Source organism: Flexilinea flocculi (genome assembly GCF_001192795.1).
GTDB classification, from domain to species: Bacteria; Chloroflexota; Anaerolineae; order Anaerolineales; family Anaerolineaceae; genus Flexilinea; species Flexilinea flocculi.
In genome coordinates, this window is the sequence record NZ_DF968181.1 from 1333623 (window position 1) to 1355115 (window position 21493).

The 21493-nt window shown below is 35.3% G+C and carries 16 protein-coding genes; 3 read left to right on the top strand and 13 right to left on the bottom strand.

Translation table 11 applies throughout. The annotated features are described in order from the left end of the window. Positions 1-10: 10 nt before the first annotated feature. The 3 genes from ATC1_RS10405 to ATC1_RS10415 form a co-directional block, all read right to left on the bottom strand. A complete protein-coding gene (locus tag ATC1_RS10405) occupies positions 11-901 on the bottom strand; it encodes an LCP family protein (RefSeq protein ID WP_062281522.1) in 891 nt (296 codons plus the stop codon). A 304-nt stretch (positions 902-1205) separates the two neighbouring features. Continuing rightward, positions 1206-2696, bottom strand: a complete 1491-nt coding sequence (gene wbaP, locus ATC1_RS10410; protein ID WP_062281526.1) for an undecaprenyl-phosphate galactose phosphotransferase WbaP — start codon at positions 2694-2696, stop codon at positions 1206-1208. A gap of 332 nt (positions 2697-3028) precedes the next feature. Further along, complete coding sequence (locus ATC1_RS10415) at positions 3029-3568, bottom strand: class I SAM-dependent methyltransferase (RefSeq protein WP_172667764.1); 540 nt, start codon at positions 3566-3568, stop codon at positions 3029-3031. An 856-nt stretch (positions 3569-4424) separates the two neighbouring features. Here ATC1_RS10415 and ATC1_RS10425 point away from each other — a divergent pair. Next, the gene (locus ATC1_RS10425; RefSeq protein ID WP_062281535.1) at positions 4425-5582 is read left to right on the top strand and encodes an IS256 family transposase; all 1158 of its coding nucleotides are present in this window, start codon (positions 4425-4427) and stop codon (positions 5580-5582) included. Positions 5583-5609: 27 nt separating this feature from the next. On the opposite strand, the gene ATC1_RS15175 is transcribed toward ATC1_RS10425, so the two are convergent. The 10 genes from ATC1_RS15175 to ATC1_RS10480 form a co-directional block, all read right to left on the bottom strand. After that, the gene (locus ATC1_RS15175; protein ID WP_152024291.1) at positions 5610-6506 is read right to left on the bottom strand and encodes an acyltransferase family protein; all 897 of its coding nucleotides are present in this window, start codon (positions 6504-6506) and stop codon (positions 5610-5612) included. A gap of 103 nt (positions 6507-6609) precedes the next feature. Then, positions 6610-8355, bottom strand: coding sequence for a PIG-L family deacetylase (locus ATC1_RS10435; RefSeq protein WP_062281543.1), 1746 nt, complete (start codon positions 8353-8355; stop codon positions 6610-6612). Between the two features lie 85 nt (positions 8356-8440). Beyond that, entirely contained in the window at positions 8441-9976 is a 1536-nt protein-coding gene (locus ATC1_RS10440; RefSeq protein WP_062281546.1) for a polysaccharide biosynthesis protein, read from the bottom strand. Positions 9977-10249: 273 nt separating this feature from the next. After that, positions 10250-11236, bottom strand: coding sequence for an O-antigen ligase family protein (locus tag ATC1_RS10445; protein WP_062281549.1), 987 nt, complete (start codon positions 11234-11236; stop codon positions 10250-10252). Positions 11237-11716: 480 nt separating this feature from the next. Continuing rightward, positions 11717-12766: a glycosyltransferase family 2 protein gene (locus ATC1_RS10450; protein WP_062281552.1), complete on the bottom strand. Its 1050-nt coding sequence runs from the start codon at positions 12764-12766 to the stop codon at positions 11717-11719. A gap of 75 nt (positions 12767-12841) precedes the next feature. Beyond that, complete coding sequence (locus tag ATC1_RS10455; RefSeq protein WP_062281555.1) at positions 12842-13969, bottom strand: glycosyltransferase WbsX family protein; 1128 nt, start codon at positions 13967-13969, stop codon at positions 12842-12844. Between the two features lie 149 nt (positions 13970-14118). Then, a complete protein-coding gene (locus ATC1_RS10465) occupies positions 14119-15126 on the bottom strand; it encodes a glycosyltransferase family 2 protein (protein ID WP_172667765.1) in 1008 nt (335 codons plus the stop codon). Beyond that, on the bottom strand, positions 15123-16358 hold the full coding sequence (locus ATC1_RS10470; RefSeq protein ID WP_062281566.1) for a DUF1972 domain-containing protein: 1236 nt from the start codon (positions 16356-16358) through the stop codon (positions 15123-15125). Before ATC1_RS10470 ends, ATC1_RS10465 begins: the two co-directional genes overlap by 4 nt. 274 nt (positions 16359-16632) lie before the next feature. Continuing rightward, complete coding sequence (locus ATC1_RS14630) at positions 16633-18264, bottom strand: polysaccharide biosynthesis tyrosine autokinase (protein ID WP_082174751.1); 1632 nt, start codon at positions 18262-18264, stop codon at positions 16633-16635. 66 nt (positions 18265-18330) lie between these two features. Next, a complete protein-coding gene (locus ATC1_RS10480) occupies positions 18331-18840 on the bottom strand; it encodes an arsenate reductase/protein-tyrosine-phosphatase family protein (RefSeq protein WP_062281569.1) in 510 nt (169 codons plus the stop codon). Between the two features lie 507 nt (positions 18841-19347). Between ATC1_RS10480 and ATC1_RS10485 the strand changes: the two genes are divergently transcribed. Further along, positions 19348-19740 (top strand): hypothetical protein, encoded by a 393-nt coding sequence (locus tag ATC1_RS10485; RefSeq protein ID WP_062281572.1) that lies wholly within the window; start codon positions 19348-19350, stop codon positions 19738-19740. Positions 19741-19872: 132 nt separating this feature from the next. Further along, on the top strand, positions 19873-21333 hold the full coding sequence (locus tag ATC1_RS10490) for an IS5 family transposase (protein WP_062281576.1): 1461 nt from the start codon (positions 19873-19875) through the stop codon (positions 21331-21333). Positions 21334-21493: the final 160 nt, after the last annotated feature.

The window sequence follows — 21493 nt, forward strand, 5'->3', positions numbered from 1 at the left end:
CTTGGCATAATTAATCCAGCCTGGATGCGATATATTTTGCGATGACATCCCGGTTCACTACAGATGAACCATCAGGATTCATTTGTGTGATATCGTTAATTTTTACCTGGTCATATGTGATTTTCTCTGGATCAATTTTTCCGGCAAGACACGCAAAACTCATAAACATCTCTGAATTGAGATCAGTAATGACGTCATCTTTAAACTCAATAAAAAGTGTCAATGATTTGGCTAAAACTTCAAGAGAGCCAACTTTTTTCAACAAAGGTTCCAAAAAGACATTCTGCCGGATAAACCTGGCATCATCATAACCGGGAATCCATGAACGTACATATTGCGCTGCCCGTTCGCCATCCAATGTCTGGACGCCTGCTGGAAATGTATATCCGTTTTCATTGGTAAACTTTGTCGGATTGTCAATCTCAACACCACCGATAGCGTCGACCATCGCATTCAATTTATCGAGTTCAACAGCAACATAATAGTCAGGATGATAACCGAATAGCTCTTCAAATATTTCTGAGGTCATAACGCCGGTAGCGGTAATAACCCTTTCAACAGTATCGCCTTCTGCTTTGATGTCCTCTTCGTGAAATTTCAGGCCAAGATTCTGTTTTTTCCCATTAATCAGTTGAATGGAAAGATCCCTTGAAAATGCCATGACGGAAATCTTTTGATTATCAAAATCCGCTTTTACCAGTCTAACTAAATCAGAGCCATAAGGCCAATGCCCGACTTTGTCGTAAGCGTCACCGCCGACAAAAAGTACTGTCATGCTCCCGCTTTGACCGCATACTTCCGATGACGGTTGAAATGCAAGCGTATTTGAATAGAATCCAAATAATAGGATCATTGTTATTATCAACCATAAAATCGTATTTGATAATCGAAATTTCTTCATAATTACCTCCAAATTACCAGTCTGAATGAAAACAAATCAATTAATATCATTATATTCGATTTAAGAGTCAATTTATTAAGCGGCTCAACAATTCGAAATAGTTACAAGCTTTTCAAATAGAGAAAGGAACTTTTTTGTTTTTTTACCCCATGTATAACGAAAAACTGTTAAGTATTTTTTTCTGTTTATTAAATTATGACTTCGTAATTTTTTAATATCGACTGTACCATGATCTTGAAAATTTGATTCTCGTGTTTCGCGATTTTATTATTTCGAGTGAATAGATTTTTGTGCCATCGGGATCTTAATAGGCACCATCACCACGAATCACAACCCAGAAAGTTCGTACCAAAATATAAATATCAAGCCAGATCGACCAATTGTTGATATATTCCATATCCAAAATTATTTTTTGTGAAAACAAATTATGATTTCGCCCAGATATTTGCCACAAACCTGTCATTCCTGGTAATACGCGAACATAATTCTGATAATTGTTGCCATAAATTTCCCGTTGATGGAGCAAAAGAGGCCGTGGTCCTACAAGGCTCATATTTCCTATCAGCACGTTAATAAGCTGCGGAAGCTCATCCAGACTGTATCTGCGCAAGAAATGCCCTACTCTGGTAATACGCGGATCATAATGCAGTTTTTGGGATTGATCCCATTCTTGTTTCAAAGCAGGATTCTCTTCAAGAAAAGTTTTTAAGATTTTATCGGCATCTTTTCGCATGGTGCGGAATTTATACATGTTGTATTTTTTGCCATGTTTTCCCCACCGTTGCTGATGATAAATGACACTTCCGGGTGAATCGATTCGAATCAGAATGGATATAAAAGCTAATAATGGTGAAATCAGAATAATTCCAAATGCGGAAACAAAAATATCTGCAAATCGTTTCTGAAATTGTGCATTCTTATCCATCAAGGAATGGCGAATCTCCAACGTAAGCAGATCTCCGTATGGACGTACGCTCATTCCACCTAAATCCAGTTTTGTTCCGCCGGCTCCAATTAAAATTACTTTTTCAAAAATATCCCGATAGGTTTCGCGGATTAATGCAAATTCTTCCAACTGATCATATAGAACAAGGATGGTTCGAATATTATAAGCATTTCTGATTTCTTTTAGACGCTGGATAAGAATCTGGCGTTCCTGAACCTCAAGTGATCCGATATCTCTTGGGATAAATACCATCACTTTCGGATCTAAGCCAATTTTTGGCGTTTCTTTAAAGTATAAATAACTGCTTCGAGCTCCTTCCTCCGGGCCGATAATCACAACCGGTTCTCCCCAGAAACCTAATTTATAAATAATCGATCGTACAATAATCCGACTCAATGGAATAATTACCAGGCAAAAAATAAAACTCAAACCGATTAATAATCGCGAAAACTCATCACTCATTTTAAAGAAGAATGTTCCGCTGATAGTTATCAGAAAAAGGATGCTGGTAGCTGTCGTCAGATTGTGGAAAACCTCCAAAGTCTTCATACCGACAGCCGGATATAGTCCGCGTGCTGATGCAAAAACTACAAATATAATGACAAAAGGCGGAATCCATCGAAAGAAAGATAACGTCAAGGAGCCATAAAGGAAACCACGAATGATCGAAGCAAGCAGCACACTGAGTAAAATTCCAGAAAGATCAGAAAGCAACATGGACATAATCATGATCCCATAAATCCGGCGATGTGCTTTTGCCCGTAATGTTGTCGAAAGACTCGTATCCAGGAAAATATACTTAATATTGTGATTTTTTGTATTTTCTTCCAAATTCTGGTGAATATCCATGAATGTGTCCAGTGAATTTTGTAATATAAATATCAAATTGAATAATTTTTAAAAAAATAACTCTGGTGGATCAAAATAAATTATTTTTTCAAGAATGTCAAACTATAAAAATAAATTTGTTTTCATTATAATCAATCCGAATAAAAATGACGAATGACACCAATATTGAATTTATAGATTCATTTTTATACCGATAACTGCTTCATCTCAATTTGATGAGGAAATCATATATGGCATTACATCCAACCTGTTGGAATAAAATTTTTAATCCTCAGACATTTCTTGATTGGATAGCGAACAAACAAACAAACGATCTTTTTCATGAATTGACATCAGCATATGATTCGGTCTGTCGTTAATATGATCCTTCCATATATATTCTTGCACGTGGAGTCCGCAACTTTGAATTCGTTGTTTAACATCCAATCCATAGATGCGAACATGGTACTTGTCTCCGTATGTTTCGAAACGTTCCTTGAATGATTTTTTTCCATATCTTCATATGTATTATGTTGAGAAATACATAGTGGAAATGATAGGATGATTGTCCCATTCGATTTCAAGACTCTTTTCATTTCCATAATCGCTTTTCGATCATCTTCAATATCCTGTAATACGTGATTGCATAAAACATAATCAAATTTTTGGGAAGGAAACGGGATTTTTGTAATATCAACCTGATACATAGCCCGGTTCTTCACGATATCAGCAGAATAGTAATCGATTTGTGTGTTTTCAAATAATTTATTCTTAATGTTCCCTTCTGCAGCAAAATGAAGGATGGAACAGCTTTCTTTAAATATATCTGTATGATTTTCAAGGTAGTCATAAAGAAGGCGGTGTCGTTCCAAAGAACTACAGCATGGGCACATCGCGTTTTCTCTAAATCTTGCACCAATAATTTCTCTTTCTGAAAAAAAATCAGATTTTTCCCCATAACCAAAAAAGATCCTTGTGTGTGATTTGCATAAATTACAATAATGTTTATTCCCTTGATAAATAATACGTAAAAAGGAATACCTCAAATTATAGTAAGTTATCGTGATTATTCTATAGATTTTAATCAAAGGTGGAAAATTTTTTACAAAGCTTCCAATCATATTTTTCTCATTTCAAATAAATTAGGATAAATGAATATTTTCAAAACGAATTCAGAATATTTTTGAAACAATAAATAATTCGGGTTTTTTTTTGTACGAAATTCTTATTTTAATACTGCTTGGAACAAAAAAAGAATGAATTTATCTCTAAGCTATAAACAAAATCCTCCCTTAATTCTAAAAATGCATATTGTAGATTTCAAATTTCGAAATATTTTTAAAAAATTCATAAAAAAAAAGACCAAACGTTTTGTGAAATTATTTAACCGTTTGTCGATTCCTTTTACAGCATATATAATCATGATTATTTTATTCGATTCCCAGTGATGATAGAAAAAAATTTAGGCGTGAATTTTTGTAAAACAAGTGCAATTATGATGCAAAAACTCATGATTATAAAAGGTAATAACAAATATTCTAATGTTTGGATCAAAGCGGTTTGGGGAAATATTTTTCCATTTGCTTTGATTGTTATAGAATTATTATATTCGTGAAAGCAATAGATAAAAAATGTGAAAGATGAGAGTTTTAGTTGGTGTAACATATTTTCTGTAAAATAAAGAACCTTAACAAAAGAGGTGAGTCAGAAGTATCCTTATAGTAACCAAACCATAAAAGGAGACTAGAAATGACTCACCCAAATAATTATACCATTGCAGAGGAAATAGCGGAAAAAGGATTGGAAGCAATTCCAGAAATGATGCGAGTGCTGATAAATAACGCCATGCAAGTAGAAAGATCAAGGTACTTACAAGCTGAACAGTACGAACGCACAAAGGATCGCAAGGGACATGCAAATGGTTTCAAACCGAAGACGATACAGACCAGGATAGGAAACATTACCTTTGCAGTTCCACAGGTTAGAGAGGGTGGTTTTTATCCCAGTGCTCTGGAAAAGGGACTGCGAAGTGAAAGAGCCCTTACGATCACACTGGCTGAAATGTATGTACAGGGAGTATCGACTCGGAAGGTAAAAACCATTACGGAACAGCTTTGTGGGATTGAGGTCTCAGCCACACAAGTCAGCCGGGCAACAGCGCAATTGGACGAAGTACTGCAAGAATGGCGTGAAAGGCCATTAGGAGAGATCAGCTATCTCTTTGTGGATGCCCGATATGAGAAGATTCGTGAAGCAGGACAAGTAAGAGATGCAGCGGTTTTGGTGGCCTCTGGCATTACGCCAGAAGGCGAACGGCAAATACTTGGGGTTTCAGTTTCGCTTAGTGAGCATGAAACACATTGGAAAGCATTTTTAAAGAGTCTAAAAGAGCGAGGGTTACACGGAATAAAGCTGATTATCAGTGATGACCATGAAGGTCTAGGGGCAGCCAGAAGAGCAGTTTTTGGCGGTATTCCCTGGCAACGGTGTCAGTTCCATCTGCAACAGAATGCCGGAGCTTATCTGCCCAGACAATCGATGAGATTGGAAGTGGCAGCAGACATCAGAGCCATATTTAATGCTCCTGATCGAAAGACAGCAGAAGAGCTCTTGCAGAGCGCCATCCAGAAGTATGCTATTTCTGCTCCGCGGCTTTCATCTTGGCTCGAAAATAACCTTTTTGAGGGTTCTTTGGTTTTTGATTTTCCATTGGAACATCGAAGAACGATACGAACAACCAATAGTCTGGAGAGGATTAATAAAGAGATTCGCAGACGGACAAGAGTGGTTGGTGTGTTTCCAAATCAAGCTTCTTGTCTCAGGTTGGTCTCGGCATTACTGATGGAGACCTGCGAAGAATGGCAGATCGGAAAACATTTTTGTACTGGCAAGTTTATGAATTCTTAAAGATCTATGGATATTTCAGACTCTAATTTACAGAAAAAGGGTTGCATAATCGAGTTTTAGAAAGAATTCGCGAAATTTATTATTTAAATAAATATTTCTTGATAGTTTAATAAAGAAGCAGATACCAATTATGACCGTCGCTTTATAAAATATATTCGAAATGACAGGATGGTTTAGCATGGAAAAAGCAACTGCGAAAATGTAGACTGGAATTATGTACCGATACTTTATATTATCAATCATTTCAATTTGCAGATTATATTTCACAATAAAATATCCCAGAACAAAGAATAGAAGGGAGGTTGCTGTTACGATGTAGAAATTAATATCAAAAAACCAAAAACAAAAAGAGCCGACCAAAACGAAAAGAGCGTATTTATCGATTATTTTTTTAATTAGTAAACAGAAAATATTCAGTATCATTAAATCCCGAATAAACCACAAGGTAAAAAGAAATGGTTCACTGGATCCAGCTGATAAGTTGCCGATGTAAGCGTATAAAAAATCTCTTGTTCCGAAATTTCTGATAATGGTATTTGGATTTGAGAAGAATGACTTGGTAAAAGAGATATTTTGCGCTATGAAATATAGAATAATCCAAAAAGTATTCCAAAATAGATATGGGATTAATAACGTTTTCGACTTTTTTACCAAATTTTTTCTGAAATCAATCTCTTTTGAAAAAAGCAAAAAACTTGATATCAGGAAAAATAATGGAACAGCAGATATGCTTATTCTCCTGGAAATGATGCGTTTGAGAATTTCCAAAAATTTCGGGACGACTAAACCAATAATCTCACCCTCATATTTTATTTCTGTACGATAAGAGTGTATAAAGATGACCAAAATAATCATAATTACATTGATTATCTTTAGTCGGTACGATAGCTCTTTTGAAATTTCTGATTTAATAGTCATATTCATAATTCCATTTTTTGTATCCAATTTTGAGAATAAATCTGCAAAGGTGATTATTGTCAATTATTAGCAATGAAGAAAAATGATCATATCGATTACTATACGATGATTATTCGTATGATTTAACCACGCGACTTGAAATATTTAAAACCATTTTTTTCAGGATATAAATTATTTTCCTAATTATAATTTTTATTTTAATCCATTGATGATATGCTAAGAGATGGAAAATCTGGATGGGGTTTAATCTGGTGATTTCAATACCATCAAAAATCGAAGGGTTTGTTTTCAGTTGTGCGTAAATAGTAATTTTTGAATGTTTTATTAATTCAACTTGTTTTTGGCAGAAGATGATTTTTTCCCCTTTTTCATTTATTGTAAAAAATTCAAATCTGTCATCCGGAAGTGTATGGCAACGATTAAATTTTTCATGAACATAAATTTCAAAGGGAATCAACGGTTTTGACGTGAAATAACTATAGGCAAACGATCCATTTACCATTATTTTTATAAATTCGATTTCCTCTTTCTTCTTTTCATAGATCTCTATTTCACTGATTCCTGCGCGACTGCCTGATGCCTGGATGATTTTGAATTCAATCCACTCAACATCCTCGCAGTTTTCTACAAAAATTTTAGTCGGCTGTCCATTATGTTGAATTTCCTTGATGTCAACTTCAAATCCATTACTGAACAGGATTTTCATTTTTTCAATCCGATCCTTTTCATCACATCCTTCATAAAAGACGATTTCTCCTAGATCTTTTGGTTCTGCCAGTGTAAAACGGACCGATTTACGAAAATCTGTTTTATCAGGTATCCAGGAACAATTACAAAAGACGGGATATTCAGTCTCACCATGCATGATGGAATTACAATCGAACAGTAAGTAATCATTTAGATATTCACTTTTTCCGGAAGATGCTTCGATAGTGCATCGATATGTAATGCTGTCAGTTCTTCGCTGCCAAAAAACCTGATCACTGTTCAAGATGCTTTCTGCATGGGAGGCAGCATGTTGGCTCTTATATTCACGCAATGCAGAATAAATTTGGTTGTTCTTCAATAATTCTGTCCTTGCCAAGCCTGGAACAGGAAATCTGCTGCGATCAGACCAGGAATATGCAGGATTACTCAGAGGAAAATTGGAGAAAGCCTCTTTTTTGTAGAAAGTACTTGAAAGATTATATGGTGAATAATCCATATACGATAAATAGGATGTGGGATAGGCAAAGGCTTTGTATACGTAAGGAAAATAATTTGGAGTCATAGCCAGAATCTCTCCCATTGCCTTTTCAAACGATAATGATGCACATCGATGATCCGGGTGATAATCAAAATCGATCACGAATAGAAAATCAGGTTTGATGTGAATAATTGCATCATTAATATCCTGAATGAAAGCAGGCTTTGTGAATTTGCTGTGGGTTCCATCCATTGAATACCGGAAATCGATATGAGAATCAAATCCATTTGTTTCGGTTTTCCCACGAATGGACGTCCATGGCTTATCAATATGTAAATACAAATGAGTATCTTCTTGAGGATTTTGGTTTGAATACCCCAGATAAAGAATGTGATCTTCTCCAATACCAAGCTTTTTCATGGCATTATGCGTTTTACCCAGACGAATTTTTCCGTCAATTTCATAATCACCGTTGGTTGTGTAAACCAGAAAAACTTCACACTGATTTCTGTTCATGTTGAGAATCATTGAACCGGCAATTATTATTTCATCATCCTGATGAGGGATAATCAGTAAAGCTCGTTTATCTTTAAATATTTTATTAAGCAAATGTTGATTGAATTCTGAAAGGGTTAATCGCTCTTGATGGGATTGTGAATTATCATTCATAAGAATCCTTGCTGTAATAATATTTCGAATTTGATATATTTCTTTGTGTGTTTTTTATGTGAAAAATTAAGCAACATTGTTTTGATTAAAGCCTATTTTTTATTTTCCGAGAGATTTCTGAAAACTGCTTTCGTAGAAATGTTTGAAATGTTTGATTGAATAGAAAAAAATAAAGACAGGAAATAATACTTGATATCGCCAAACTTACTATAAAAAGAATAATTAATTGATAAATTCTGTTGTCCAAATGTAAAAATGACAGGTTCGTAAACAGAGAATTCGATAAAAATACGCTTGCCACAATTAATAAAATTGGAATAAAGGCTGCGAACAAGTTTTTTTTGTGAGCAGGGAATATCAGGGTATAGGTTAAATTTTCATATTGGATAATTCCTACGAGATATCTGCCGCAACAGGATGCGATCAGCAAACCCGTAATACCGATGTGTGGAACAAGAATTACCATTAGAACTACATTCAGAACTGATTGAAATATTGTAAAGTTTTGGCTCTCTTTATACAATCCTTTTGCATCACGCACAATATAGTAAGTTGTCAAGACGCCGTTAGCATACAATAATGCACCGAATAAGAAGACATCAATTGGTTTGAGGATGAATTCTAAACCGATCCATAAATCGATAAAATCATTGATACAAAAAATATAAACAGATACGATGATAATACTGCACAGCTGAATGATTGCCTGTAATATTTTAAATGTATGATACGTCTTTTCATTGTCCTCCCACATCATTAACCCAATACTTGCACGGGTCCCGTCGACGATTTTTGTGATGAAAGAAATGGCTTGTCCTGAAATTCTGTTGTAAGAACTATAAATAAAAGCAAATGATAAGGATGGAGCAAAAACTGATAAAACAACATTACCGGCACTATTAAAAACCAGGGAGGAAATATTGTGGGCTAAGAAGTATTTTCTTAAGTGCATCGGTCTCGTATCTTTGAATTCTGATTTCTTTAAAAGCGACCCATATTCATGCCGCATCAATTTCTGATAGACAAGTCCGATTCCAAATACAACAATTGCGTTGATTAATAAGATTACCTGGACCGATATAGCAAAATATTTCAATAAAATAATGTTGATTATCAAAATGGAATTATTTTGAACGCCATCAATTAATTCGACCAGATAATTTTTTTCTTTTAAAATCACCATGTATTTTGGCGCTAAAGTCAAATAATAGGGAGTAATATATCGAATGCTGAGAATACCAAGGATACTGATCATATCGAACAGAGGAATCGATTTATCCTGAATGAACAACGGAAAAATCAATGAGATAAGAAATGCAATGACGATCATCTTTATCACAATTTGCCGCATGGAGTAATCAAATCCTGCATACAACGCCGACAATTCTTCATTTTTTCTTTCTGCCATCGGTTTATACATATAATACAAAAATACTGCACACATTCCACTTTCAATCAGCGATAGATAAGATAAAGATTGATTTCCTGTTTGTATCAAACCATTCACACTGGCTCCGTATCGGTCCAGGAAAATTCGGATCTGGTAAAGTGATAACGGCAGATTGATAATCATGAAGAATGCAGATATGAGCGTGTTGGAAATTAATGGCTTTTTTTTCATCCCAATCGTTCTTTCATCAACGTAATTTGTTGTTGTGGAATAATATTTGCAGTTTTGTTTATTAGAAAATGAACTAACTACGAAGAAATTCTAAATGGATAATGACTCATTTCATTGTAAAACAATTTTGGGAAATTTTTATACAAAATCAACAGAATGGATTTATAAATGCCATAATGATGGTTATGCGGGGAATTTTTCTTGGAGTTAATAACAAGTAGGCCGCAGGAAAGTTTCAGAAAAAAAACAAAGATTGATCTGACTATGAAATAATCACGGCTGTATGAAAAGATTGGTTTTTTTTATGTTGGATACTGGAAAAATCCGTGATTTCTTTTGTTTTTCCTGTTTCACGATCATTTCTCTATATGGAACTGAACAAAAATTTTCAATATGATAGGCCATCATTAACATAGGGAAAAAAGTAGGCCTGGAATGATTAACCCCAACGATACCCAAAACAAAAACGGATGCTATTGTGATCAACATGACTCGAGCAACGATAAAATGCCGATAATTCAATAATCTCTTGTTGACACATAGGATCATACCGATGTAAATACATAAACCTACAATGCCACTCCTGACGAGGACATCCAGAATGTCATTGTGGGCATGAGCATTAATCCCAAATATGATCAGCCTCGCATATTTGCTATCAGGATTACCAAAGCCAATGAACGGTGATGACAGAAAAGATTTGATCGAAGAATTCCAAATAATATTTGTTCTTCCCGTAAATGATAAATCCCTTTTTAGCACATCTTCAATCAGCCAGGCAAAATGCTCTTGAATATTGAAAACGATAATCATAATAAAAAAAATTGCTGATATCAAAAAAACATTCCAAAGGTTGATGAATGGCGGCATTTGTTTTCTTGAAAAGAAGATCAATCCCAAAATAAAAATAAAGAAAGCGGCGACCGAACTGGCTGGCCAGATTATCGCAAAAGTAACTCCGGAAGCCAGAATTACAAATAATGAATTGGTACTGATGATTCTTTTATGTGAATAATAAGAATCTAAAAACGCGAATAACATTCCCGGAAAGATGATGCAGCTTTGAAAATTCTTATAACCTAATAACCAGTTGTTGTAATACGGATCCTCATAATATAACCCTTCGGGATAAATGATTATCAACACTAAGTTGATATATATCAAAAGGCTGAAAAAAACTCTGGCTCCATTGACAAAATTTCTTTCATCATTTTTGATAATCACCATCTCAATGATGAGACAAGTAAGTACTCCCAGCATAAATACAAAGAGACTCTCTTCATACCCACGTGATTTACTGACAATGGTCACAAATAAATTGTATAGAATTATCAACCACATTAAAAAAGACAGGTTTTTTTTATTTTTATAAATTTGGTACAGGTAAAGGCCAAGCAATCCTATTGTGCAATACTTGATAAAACTGCGATATATTTGAAATCTCCAGAAAAAGGGTGATTGCGAAATAATTAAGAGAGGGATCAAGTAATAAATAAAATTCCTCAAAGAGGTAATACCGTTTATAACAGCTCTGGTTAACAATCTTTTTGACATCATATTTAATTATACGTTCCTGATATGAGAAATAGTATCTCGCTGTATAAACTATCGAATGAATTCTTGTGAAGAGATGAATCGTTTCATTTAGTAAAAATCAATGCTTCATCATCAAGAACACTTAACTCAGTTTATTTCTTTTCTGGTTTGCAGTATCCGAATAGCCATAAATTTTGGAAATGGTTAGCGTTCCAATAAGGCTTTCAATCGGTAGTAACTATAAATCAGAACATGACATTTTATTTTGATCAGAAAAAACAGAACTTTCCTCTTACTGGAAAGATATTTTGGTTTAATGAGACGCACTGCCTGAACAATTTGACTATTCTTCATAAAATCAATGAAATCGTTAATTTTTTCTTTTTCTGATTTTTGATTTGCAGGATTTGTTTTATCTAATTGAAATATATCAATCACAAAATCCAGATTCTGCAAATGAAATGCATCCCAATATAGCTCATCATGAGGATGATTCAGTTTTATAAAATTTGAAAACTCGAAAAATATTCGATTATATTTTTCTTCTGTTTCAGCAGAATAGCTATGACTGGCTGATTTTTCGTTTAACCGATAATAATATAATGGTTTTTGTATGTATAAGATTTTTTCTGCAGCTTCATAGACGTATAGACAAAATACCAAATCCTGACAACGTTTCATTCCTACCGGAAAGAAGATATTTTTAATAATTTCTTTCCTAAACCATTTGTTGCATGGACCACCGCCATTGGTCGGCCAATTAAATAATGACTGCGAGATAATTTGCAGTTGAATATCTCTGTTTTTCTCTTTGTTTTCCGAATAAAAAATTTCCGGATACGTTTTTAAATGAGAAAAAGCGTTTCTTTTGTTTTGCAAGCAATAATCAAAAATTAGAACATCTGTTTCTTTTTGATCGGAAAGTGCTCCTGAAAGAATGGAAAATGCTTGTTCATCGATCCAATCATCCGGATCGATAAACGCAATCCATTCTCCCCAGGCTTCCTGGATTCCTTTATTCCTGGCTGCCGAAACACCTTGGTTTATTTGGTGAAAAACCCGAATTCGGTTATCGTTCTTTGCAGATTCATCGCAAATTTCAGGACATTTGTCTGGAGATCCGTCATCGATTAATAGAATTTCATAATTGGAAAAAGTTTGCTTCTTAATACTATTGAGGCATTCTTCCAAGAATTTTTCAGCTTTGTAAACAGGTATGATAATACTTAAATACGGCGTTTTATTAATTTCCATTTTTTAGCCCAGTTTTTCCAATGCTAATGTTTACAAGTCTTTTTTGACAATTGCCTTTGAATGGGCAAGAAAGCTTTAAGGATACGCAGGAAATTCATTATTTTTAATCAATGCATTTTTCAGAGCAGACAAGTTTCCATGACCATTTTGGACGTCAGGTTCCATATAGCCTCCTTCAGCCCACTCATTCCAGGCAAATAAGAAAATCATATCTTTTTTATAAACATTTTTTGCCCGGATAATTTGTCTGGATAAGTATTTTTCAAATTTTTCTGGAGAAGCGCCAAAACAAACAGAGCCCCTGCGGCCTCTCCTTGGAGTGTTGTCCCAATCGACAAAAGCCCCGGGAATATTTTTTTCATTTTTTGGGGTCATGGACAAGATGATCTCCCAAATTTCATCGTAGCTATATCTCTCAAGATAGGGACGATAAAATTTGAGTACCAGCGAAAACTTCGTTTCGAGAAATTTGAATAAATGGTACTTGATTTTTCTTAACTGCTTATGTTGATCAATTTTACGAACAGTAAATGCGGATATTGGCTGCATTTCGATATTGTAGGAAAATCTGCTCACATCTTTTTCGATTTCCAGATTGAATCCTACATATTGATATGCAAAATCCAAACCCTGAAAACCATTTTCTAATGCTAACTTCTGCCAGTAATCCAACATTTCATCGATACAATCAATGATTTCCGGCCGATAAATAACGACCAATGGTTTCCCGTTATTTGTTATATATCGTTCATCCTTTAAAAATGGCAATAAATAATCAAAATGTTCTTTCCACTCTTTTTCAGCACCGTAAGTTTGTTCGATCAGAACTTTAAACTTCCCGGAAACCCATCCATTGGTCCAGTGTTCATTTGCCCAGCAGATACAAAACGGCAAATTTATTTCTTGATGAGCCAGAAACTGTTCGACAGGTTTTTGCAGCAGTAACTTACCATTAAACCAGTAGTGATAAAAACAGAAACCATAAATTCCATGGTCTTTAGCCAGTTTTACCTGCCATTTCATTACATTGATGTCGGATAAGTCGTAATAATTTTCATTGAATGGAATTCTTGGTTGGTAATGATTGGGAAAAAGGGGTTCAGCTTTTTTTACATTATTCCATTCGGTAAATCCTTCTCCCCACCATTGATCATTTTCTGGAATTTTATGAAACTGTGGCAGATAAAAAGTAATGATTTTCATATATTTTCTCATACCAGCATATCCAAGTTTGATCTGGTATCTCATCCTTTCTACATCATCAATTCAAATGTTTATTTTTACTTAAAATTTTGGGAAAAAAGCTGCTATTCCCAAAAAAAGAGCTGGAGAAAAAAAATATTTGAGGATTGTTATTTATGAATCCCTTGCCGAAGATAATATAACTTATAAATGAGATCGTAGATAATTGGGAAATTTAGAAAAACAATCGTTCTTATCTTAATAAATCCCATCTCGATTAGTGATAATTGCAAAACAGAAGGAAGATATTGGATTACTTCCGTTTTGAACAGTTGATATTCAGATGGATCGCGTTGTTTCCCAAAAATACAATTCAGACTGTAAGTTCCGATGTAAATTCGGACAAAATATCCCCGTGCATTTTTTTGCAGATTAACAAAGTTTTCTTGTACATCTTGATCGATCTCTTTAAATTTTGTTTTTAGGATATTGAACAATGCCATCGTTTTTGTGCGAGTTATCCCGGTAGTATTCTGGCGATAGAAATAGATTCCCTTTTTTGTGAAAGAAATTTTGTTAATAGTACAAAATGCATTGTAAAGGGTCATAATATCTTCAGCAATTTCCCCCTCCGGGAATTGAATCGAGTCGAAAATGGACTTTTTGTATAATTTAGCCCAGGCGCTGGTCCGAATTTCACCTGAAAATAAACCTCTGATTGCATCTTCTCTGTTTTCATATAGGTCTTTGGAATGATAATTCCCGATTTTTTTATTTTTCCCGGGGAAAAATTTTACAAAATTACAAAAAGAGATATCAGAATGTGTTTTTGTAATACTTTCAAATAATTTTTCGATAAAATTCTCTGAAATAAAATCATCAGAATCGATAAAACACAAATAGTCCCCGTTGGCGTTTTTTATTCCAAAATTTCTTGCGTCAGAAAGTCCTCCGTTTTCTTTATGTAGCGTGGTAATTCGTTGATCGAATCTTTCATACGCGTCACAAATTTCTGCAGATGTATCGGTTGATCCATCATCTATCAGTAAAATTTCGAGGTTTTGGTAAGTTTGTTTCATAACAGAATCAACACATTCTTGTAGATACTTTTCCGTGTTGTAGACAGGGATGATTACAGAAATTAGCGGGAACGTTTGTGGAATCAATTGATTGCTCATTTCATTTTTCCCATCCATTGAATTTTCTTCGGTTGATTCTTCTTGGACAGGTTATAAAAAATATCCTCATCTAAAAACAAATGTTGGTACTGATCTGTAATTTTTTTCCAACTATATGCATCACAAATTCTTTGATAATTCCTCTCCCCCATTTTTTTTCGAACAGAATCAGAAAGTTGAGACTCCAAATGATTGATGATTGTTGATAGATTTCCTGATTCTTTGGTAAAAAACAAACCATTGTTATCCAGTACTTCCCTGGAATATACACAATCCAATGCGATTACAAGGCATCGATTAACCATGGCCTCCAGAAGGCTGGGGTTTGTACCACCAACTTCATGACCATGAAAATAGGCATAAGCGTTTTGTCGAATTCCATCCAATAACCTCCTGTCCTGGACTACTCCAGTAAAAACAATACGTTCATCGAGATGAAATTGTGTTGAGTTCAGTAGTTTTTCATAAAACTGATTCGTCTCCACATTCGTAACAATCAGCAATTTTCGTTTCGATTTTGATGCAATAAATTCGCGTATGATTGTCTCAAGATTATTCTCTGGAATAAATCTTCCTACATATAAATAATAGCTTTCTGGCTTAACAGAAAACTTGTCAAACCAGTAATATAATTGGAATTGATCAATTTCTTCTTCGTTTCTATCAGCTCCATAAGAAATATAAGTGGTGGCAGGTTGTAATGCTTTATATTCATTTTGTATATATTTTTCGATTTCCAGTGAATCACAGACCACCAAATCAGTATTTTTCATCATTGTTTCTTCTGCAAATTTCCAATATTTTTGGATTGGTTTGCTCCATTTCCCTCTTGCCCATTCATTGCCATCCGGGTTTACAAAAAATTTCACTTTAAACCGCTTCAATATCCATCTGAAAAAAAACATGAAAGGTCCAATTCTGCTGGTTAGCAAGTAAATCGTTGCATCATGTAAATGATGCTGGTAGATATAAATGCTTGTTTTCAGCATTGCTGCTACATCATAGTAAATAGCTTGTTTTGCTCCAATATTCGGAACTTTCACGTTAAAACAACGTGCATTGAAGAACCAGCTTTCTTTTTCCTGAAAATTTTTACAAGCAACATGATATTGTATTGTTGGCAGATTCTGATGATATTCAGTTAATTTATATACAAATGTCTCGTACCCACTGTAATTAAATGGGAGTCCTCTGCTTCCGATTAAAAAAACATGCTTTTTTATTTTGTTCATTTTTTAAACCTGATAAAAATAAATTTACGCAGAAAAGATTTGTTCATTTATAAACCCAGATAACAAGCAATTTTCGCAGTATAGATTTGTTTAAAAAGACAGATTTTTTGAAAAAAAAATTAAAACAAGTCTCGTATTAGGAATCTGTAAATAATGTTGAAAAAAACTCATTTCAGAAAATTTTATAAAGAAGCAAGCTGAACAACAAAAATTACAACCAAGTTATTATCAAGATAAAGAATATCTGTTCCGAGTCTAGGATTTAAGTTCGGTGTTATGGATTCGTTTTTTTTCTCTTCCCTTTTAGCCCATAATATCCCTGGTATGCGGAATAATTCCGATAATACTTATATTGATATGCATACGGCTTTCCTTGCAATTCGACATCGTTCAAAATTACTCCCAAAATATTACCGCCGACTTGGTTGATTTGTTCCACAACCAATCGAAGTGCGCTGAGCCGCGTTTTCCCTGGACGAACCACCAACAGGACCCCATCAACGGATGGAGCAAGTACAGCTGCATCCGTAACGGCTAAGACGGGAGGTGTATCTAAAATAACGATATCTGCAAATTTTTTCATTTCAATGAGAATAGACTGCATTTTTTTTGATCCCAGGAGTTCGGAGGGATTGGGAGGCAGCGATCCTGTGGTAACAACAGATAACTTTTCCATCTGTGTCGGTTGAAATGAACTGGTGATTATGTCACCGGCATTCGAAAACAAATTACTAAGGCCTTTGTGATTGGGTAGGCCAAAATACGTGTGGATACGCGGATGACGCAGATCACAATCTGTGATGATCACATTCATGCCGTTTTGTGCAAAAACTACTCCTAAATTACAGGAGATTGTGGATTTTCCTTCGCCAGGTTCCGTGCTGGTTATCATGATGGTGTGAATGGGCTTATCTACGCTTGCAAAACTGACATTGGTCCGTATTGTCCGATATGCTTCTGCAGTCGGTGATCGTGGCTCACTCAAGGTAATCGGTTTGTTTTCTTTCGCATTTCTATGATTGATGACTCCTAAGATCGGTAGTTTGAATTCTTTCGAAATATCCTCGGGTGTTTTGATGGTATCATCCAATGAATCCAACAAAATAATTAATACGGTAGCAGCAGCTCCGCCGATGAGAACAGCTAATGCAGTAATTAATAAAATCCGCGGTTTTACCGGAATGGGATTTGGAACAGCAGGATCTACCTGAACCAATGATGAAATTGATTGCGCTTCTGAAAGTCGGATATTCTCATAGGATAAGAGTAAATTTGCATAAAGATCGCGATATTGATTTGCTTTTGAATCTAAACGATTTTTGTGATCTTCAGTGGACGCATTATCGGCGAGTTTTTCATAAATAGCGATTTGATTCTCCAAGTCCGATATCTGAGCTTCCAGTGTGTTTTTTGATTGAAGGAAGCGCTGTGATTGTATTTCTTTGATTTGATTTGAAGAAACTGCTGCAATTGAGTTTGCAATATCTGCAGAAAGATTCGGGTCCGTTGTTTCAACGGTGATCTGGATTAATTGTGTGGTTTCGACAGCTTCAACCTTCAATATTTTTTTTCGCATTTCTTTTGGCGTAAGATCGAGGTTTAATTGCTTAATGACTTCATTCAACACCGAATCTTTTTTCATCATTTCAGAATATGTATTCGTAAGCTGTTCAGACATTAATACGGATGAATAATCTGTCGTTTGAGAAGCCTGCGCTGCATCGACAAGGATTGTCGTAGAGGATTCGTAATAGGGAGTGGATTTTCTGCTGAGTAAAAAAGCGGTAAATCCTGTAACAAATGCAATTAATATAATCAACCACGCCCAATGGAAGATCAGACTGAAATAGCGATGGAAATCAATTTCATCATCATTTATCTTATCTGTAAGGTATTCTGCTGGCATAAATGGTTCCTTAATCCGAGGGTATTTTGGGTATGTGTTTTGAAATATTCTGTAGCCTTATTCTATTTAATGTTGCTGCTTTTGGGTAATGTTTTCGCGATCTCTTTGAAAAGATTCTGCAAGGTTCATCAGTATATTAAAACTTCGGTCGATGCAATAAACAATACTTTGAACAGTCATTTCGCAAAATTGAAAATTACTGAAAACCGGATCAGCAATTTCAGTAACCGGTTCCCCTGCTGCCTGACAAAGCAGAATAATGCGGTCTTTGCATTGCGGAAATTCTGCTGCGAGCGCTTCTTTATGACCTTGCTCCATGGTTACGATCAGGTCTGCTTTTGATAAAACTTCCGAATTTACTTCTCGCGTGCTATGTCTGCTGATATCCAGACCAATTTGAGAAGCAGCATTCTTTGCCTCAACGCATGCAGGCAGCCCATTTTCTGTCCAGGTGCCTGCGCTGCTGATTTTCCAATTGTCAGTTATTCCTGATTCAGTCAATTTCTTTTGAAAATATGCTGATGCAATTGGCGAGCGGAATTGATTCGCAGTGCAAACAAATAATATTTCTGGCATTGTCCTTTCTCATTATAAAAAAAGGTGATGCTTTTATAAAATACTCCAAAAAGGATTGATGCGAAATGGCATTCCTTTATGTCTAGTATTTCATCATCAATTTCTCTTTATTCGGTTATTCTGGTGTGGAAAATTCCACCCATTTGGGTAAAACATTAAGCGTTTTAATAAGAAATTGGATGTCCCTAAAAATAAAAAAACGGTACTGTTCCTATATTATACATTTGATCGAAGAATCATTGAATTATTTTCAACCAGAAATTTGAAGCTTTTGAGTAAAGTGATGAAAAGATGTCATATTGTTTTCGATCGAATTAAAAGCAAGTCGAAATTTCGAATTACTGGAAAAAGCAGATGAATTTTTTTCAATGAGCATTGTATGATATATATATAGGTTTTTTTCAGATTTATATGGATCGATCCGGATTGTATGCGATTAATTTCTGAAAAAAATACTGATTATGGGATTTTTTCCAAGATTTACCTGATTTCTATAAGGAGGAATCAATGACAAAAGAAGTGGGTTTATGGATTGATCGCCGCAGAGCGTTTATCGTAACCATTGAAAATAAGAAAGAAATAATCAAAGAAATCACCTCCAATGTTGAAAAAAAGATTCGTTTTGGTGATGGATCCCGATCAAAAAAATCGGATGGCGTTTTGGGTTCCTCTTCTGAAGATGTATGGGACCGGCAGTTTAAGATTCGACTGGATAACTATTATGATCAGATTGTTCCATTTATCCGGGAGGCAGACGCGATTTATATTTTTGGGCCTGGAGAAGCCAAGGATGAGCTTGCAAATCACATTGATTGGAAAAATCTGAAGAAGCAAAATATTATCATAGAAACTGCAGACAAATTGACGGATAATCAAATTTTATCTAGGGGTTGTTCCTAAAGGAAATATTTGTTAAGGATGGCATAAAACTACGAGTAAAATTGGATAAAAAAGGATCTTTCTGATACAATTAGTGCACGGAAAAAAGCAAAAAGAACCAAAAAACCTTGCATCAATCAGAAAGAAAAGCCGATGTATCTGCGAAAGAATCAACAGCAAGATTTGTGTAAAACCGCTCAGTGGTATCAATTCGATCGGAATTTAAATCCGGAAAACCGATGGGTAAGATTAGCAGAAATCATCCCATGGGATAGTTTTGAAAAAGAATATGCCAAACAATTTTCTGAGAAATCCCGGCACACAGCGCATCCGGTAAGAATGGGATTGGGGACGTTGATAATCCAGCGAATGATGGATTTGTCAGATCGGAAAACGATAGAAGCAATTGTGGAAAGTCCGTACTTACAATACTTTATCGGGTTGGAAAGGTTTGAATTTGAGCTGCCATTCAGTTACAGTATGTTGAGCAAATGGCGAGACAGGATCGATCTGGGGATGATTATGGGACTGATTGAGGAAATCGGACGTCCCGGAGAAAATTCAAATACGGCTGGAAAAAAGAGCGATGATGAGAGAAAAGGTGACAACAAGGGCGAACTGATAATTGATGCAACTTGCGTACCCTCCGATATACGATATCCGAAAGATACCGATCTATTGAATGAAGGAAGGGAAAAGCAGGAAAAAATCATCGACATCATGTATGCTGGAAGCAGCGAACGGAAAAAGAAACCAAGGACTTATCGAAAAACTGCCCGAAAAAAGTATTTGATGTTTGCAAAGAACCGGAATCCAAGTCAAAGAGCGATCCGAAATGCAATAAAAGCACAAATCGGCTATGTCAGGAGGAATTTCAAAACTATCGATCAGATGCTGGAAAAAGAGCCGGGTTTAATTGAATTATTGAGTGAGAAACAAAAAAGGGAATTGGAGACAACTCGTCTGGTATATCAACAACAGGAGGAAATGTATCGCGCAAAAAAGCATAATGTCGAAAACCGGATTGTCAGCATTTCACAGCCATACATTCGTCCGATTGTCCGGGGAAAAGCAAAAAATAAAACAGAATTCGGAGCAAAGATATCGATCAGCGTAATTGATGGGTATTCATATTTGGATCGCGTCCAATTCGATTCCTACAATGAAAGTGAAGACCTTTGGTCACAGATAGAAGCGTATAAACTTCGCACGGGGCATTATCCGGAAGCTGTTCTGGCAGATCAAATCTATCGAACAAAAGAAAACCGGCGAAAATGTGCTGAATTAGGAATACGACTGAGTGGGCCAAAACTTGGCAGAAAACAGGTCAATCAGGAGAAAGCGGAAAGAAAAATTGCCCAAATGGATTCCAGAAAACGGAATGCTGTTGAAGGCAAATTTGGTGAAGGGAAACGGTTCTATGGAATGGATTGTATCAAAGGAAAGACTGAACATACATGCAAGGTCATGATTGCTCTGTATTTTGTAGTTCTGAACTTAGCTAAAAGGCTAAGAGATTTTTTGTCGCAATTTTTAGATTGGATTTTAATCCTGTGCAAGTTCAATATTTTCATTAATTTTGTAAAAAAAGCGGCTATTCCACAACTTGCATAATATGGAACAACCCCTANNGGGGTTGTTCCTAAAGGAAATATTTGTTAAGGATGGCATAAAACTACGAGTAAAATTGGATAAAAAAGGATCTTTCTGATACAATTAGTGCACGGAAAAAAGCAAAAAGAACCAAAAAACCTTGCATCAATCAGAAAGAAAA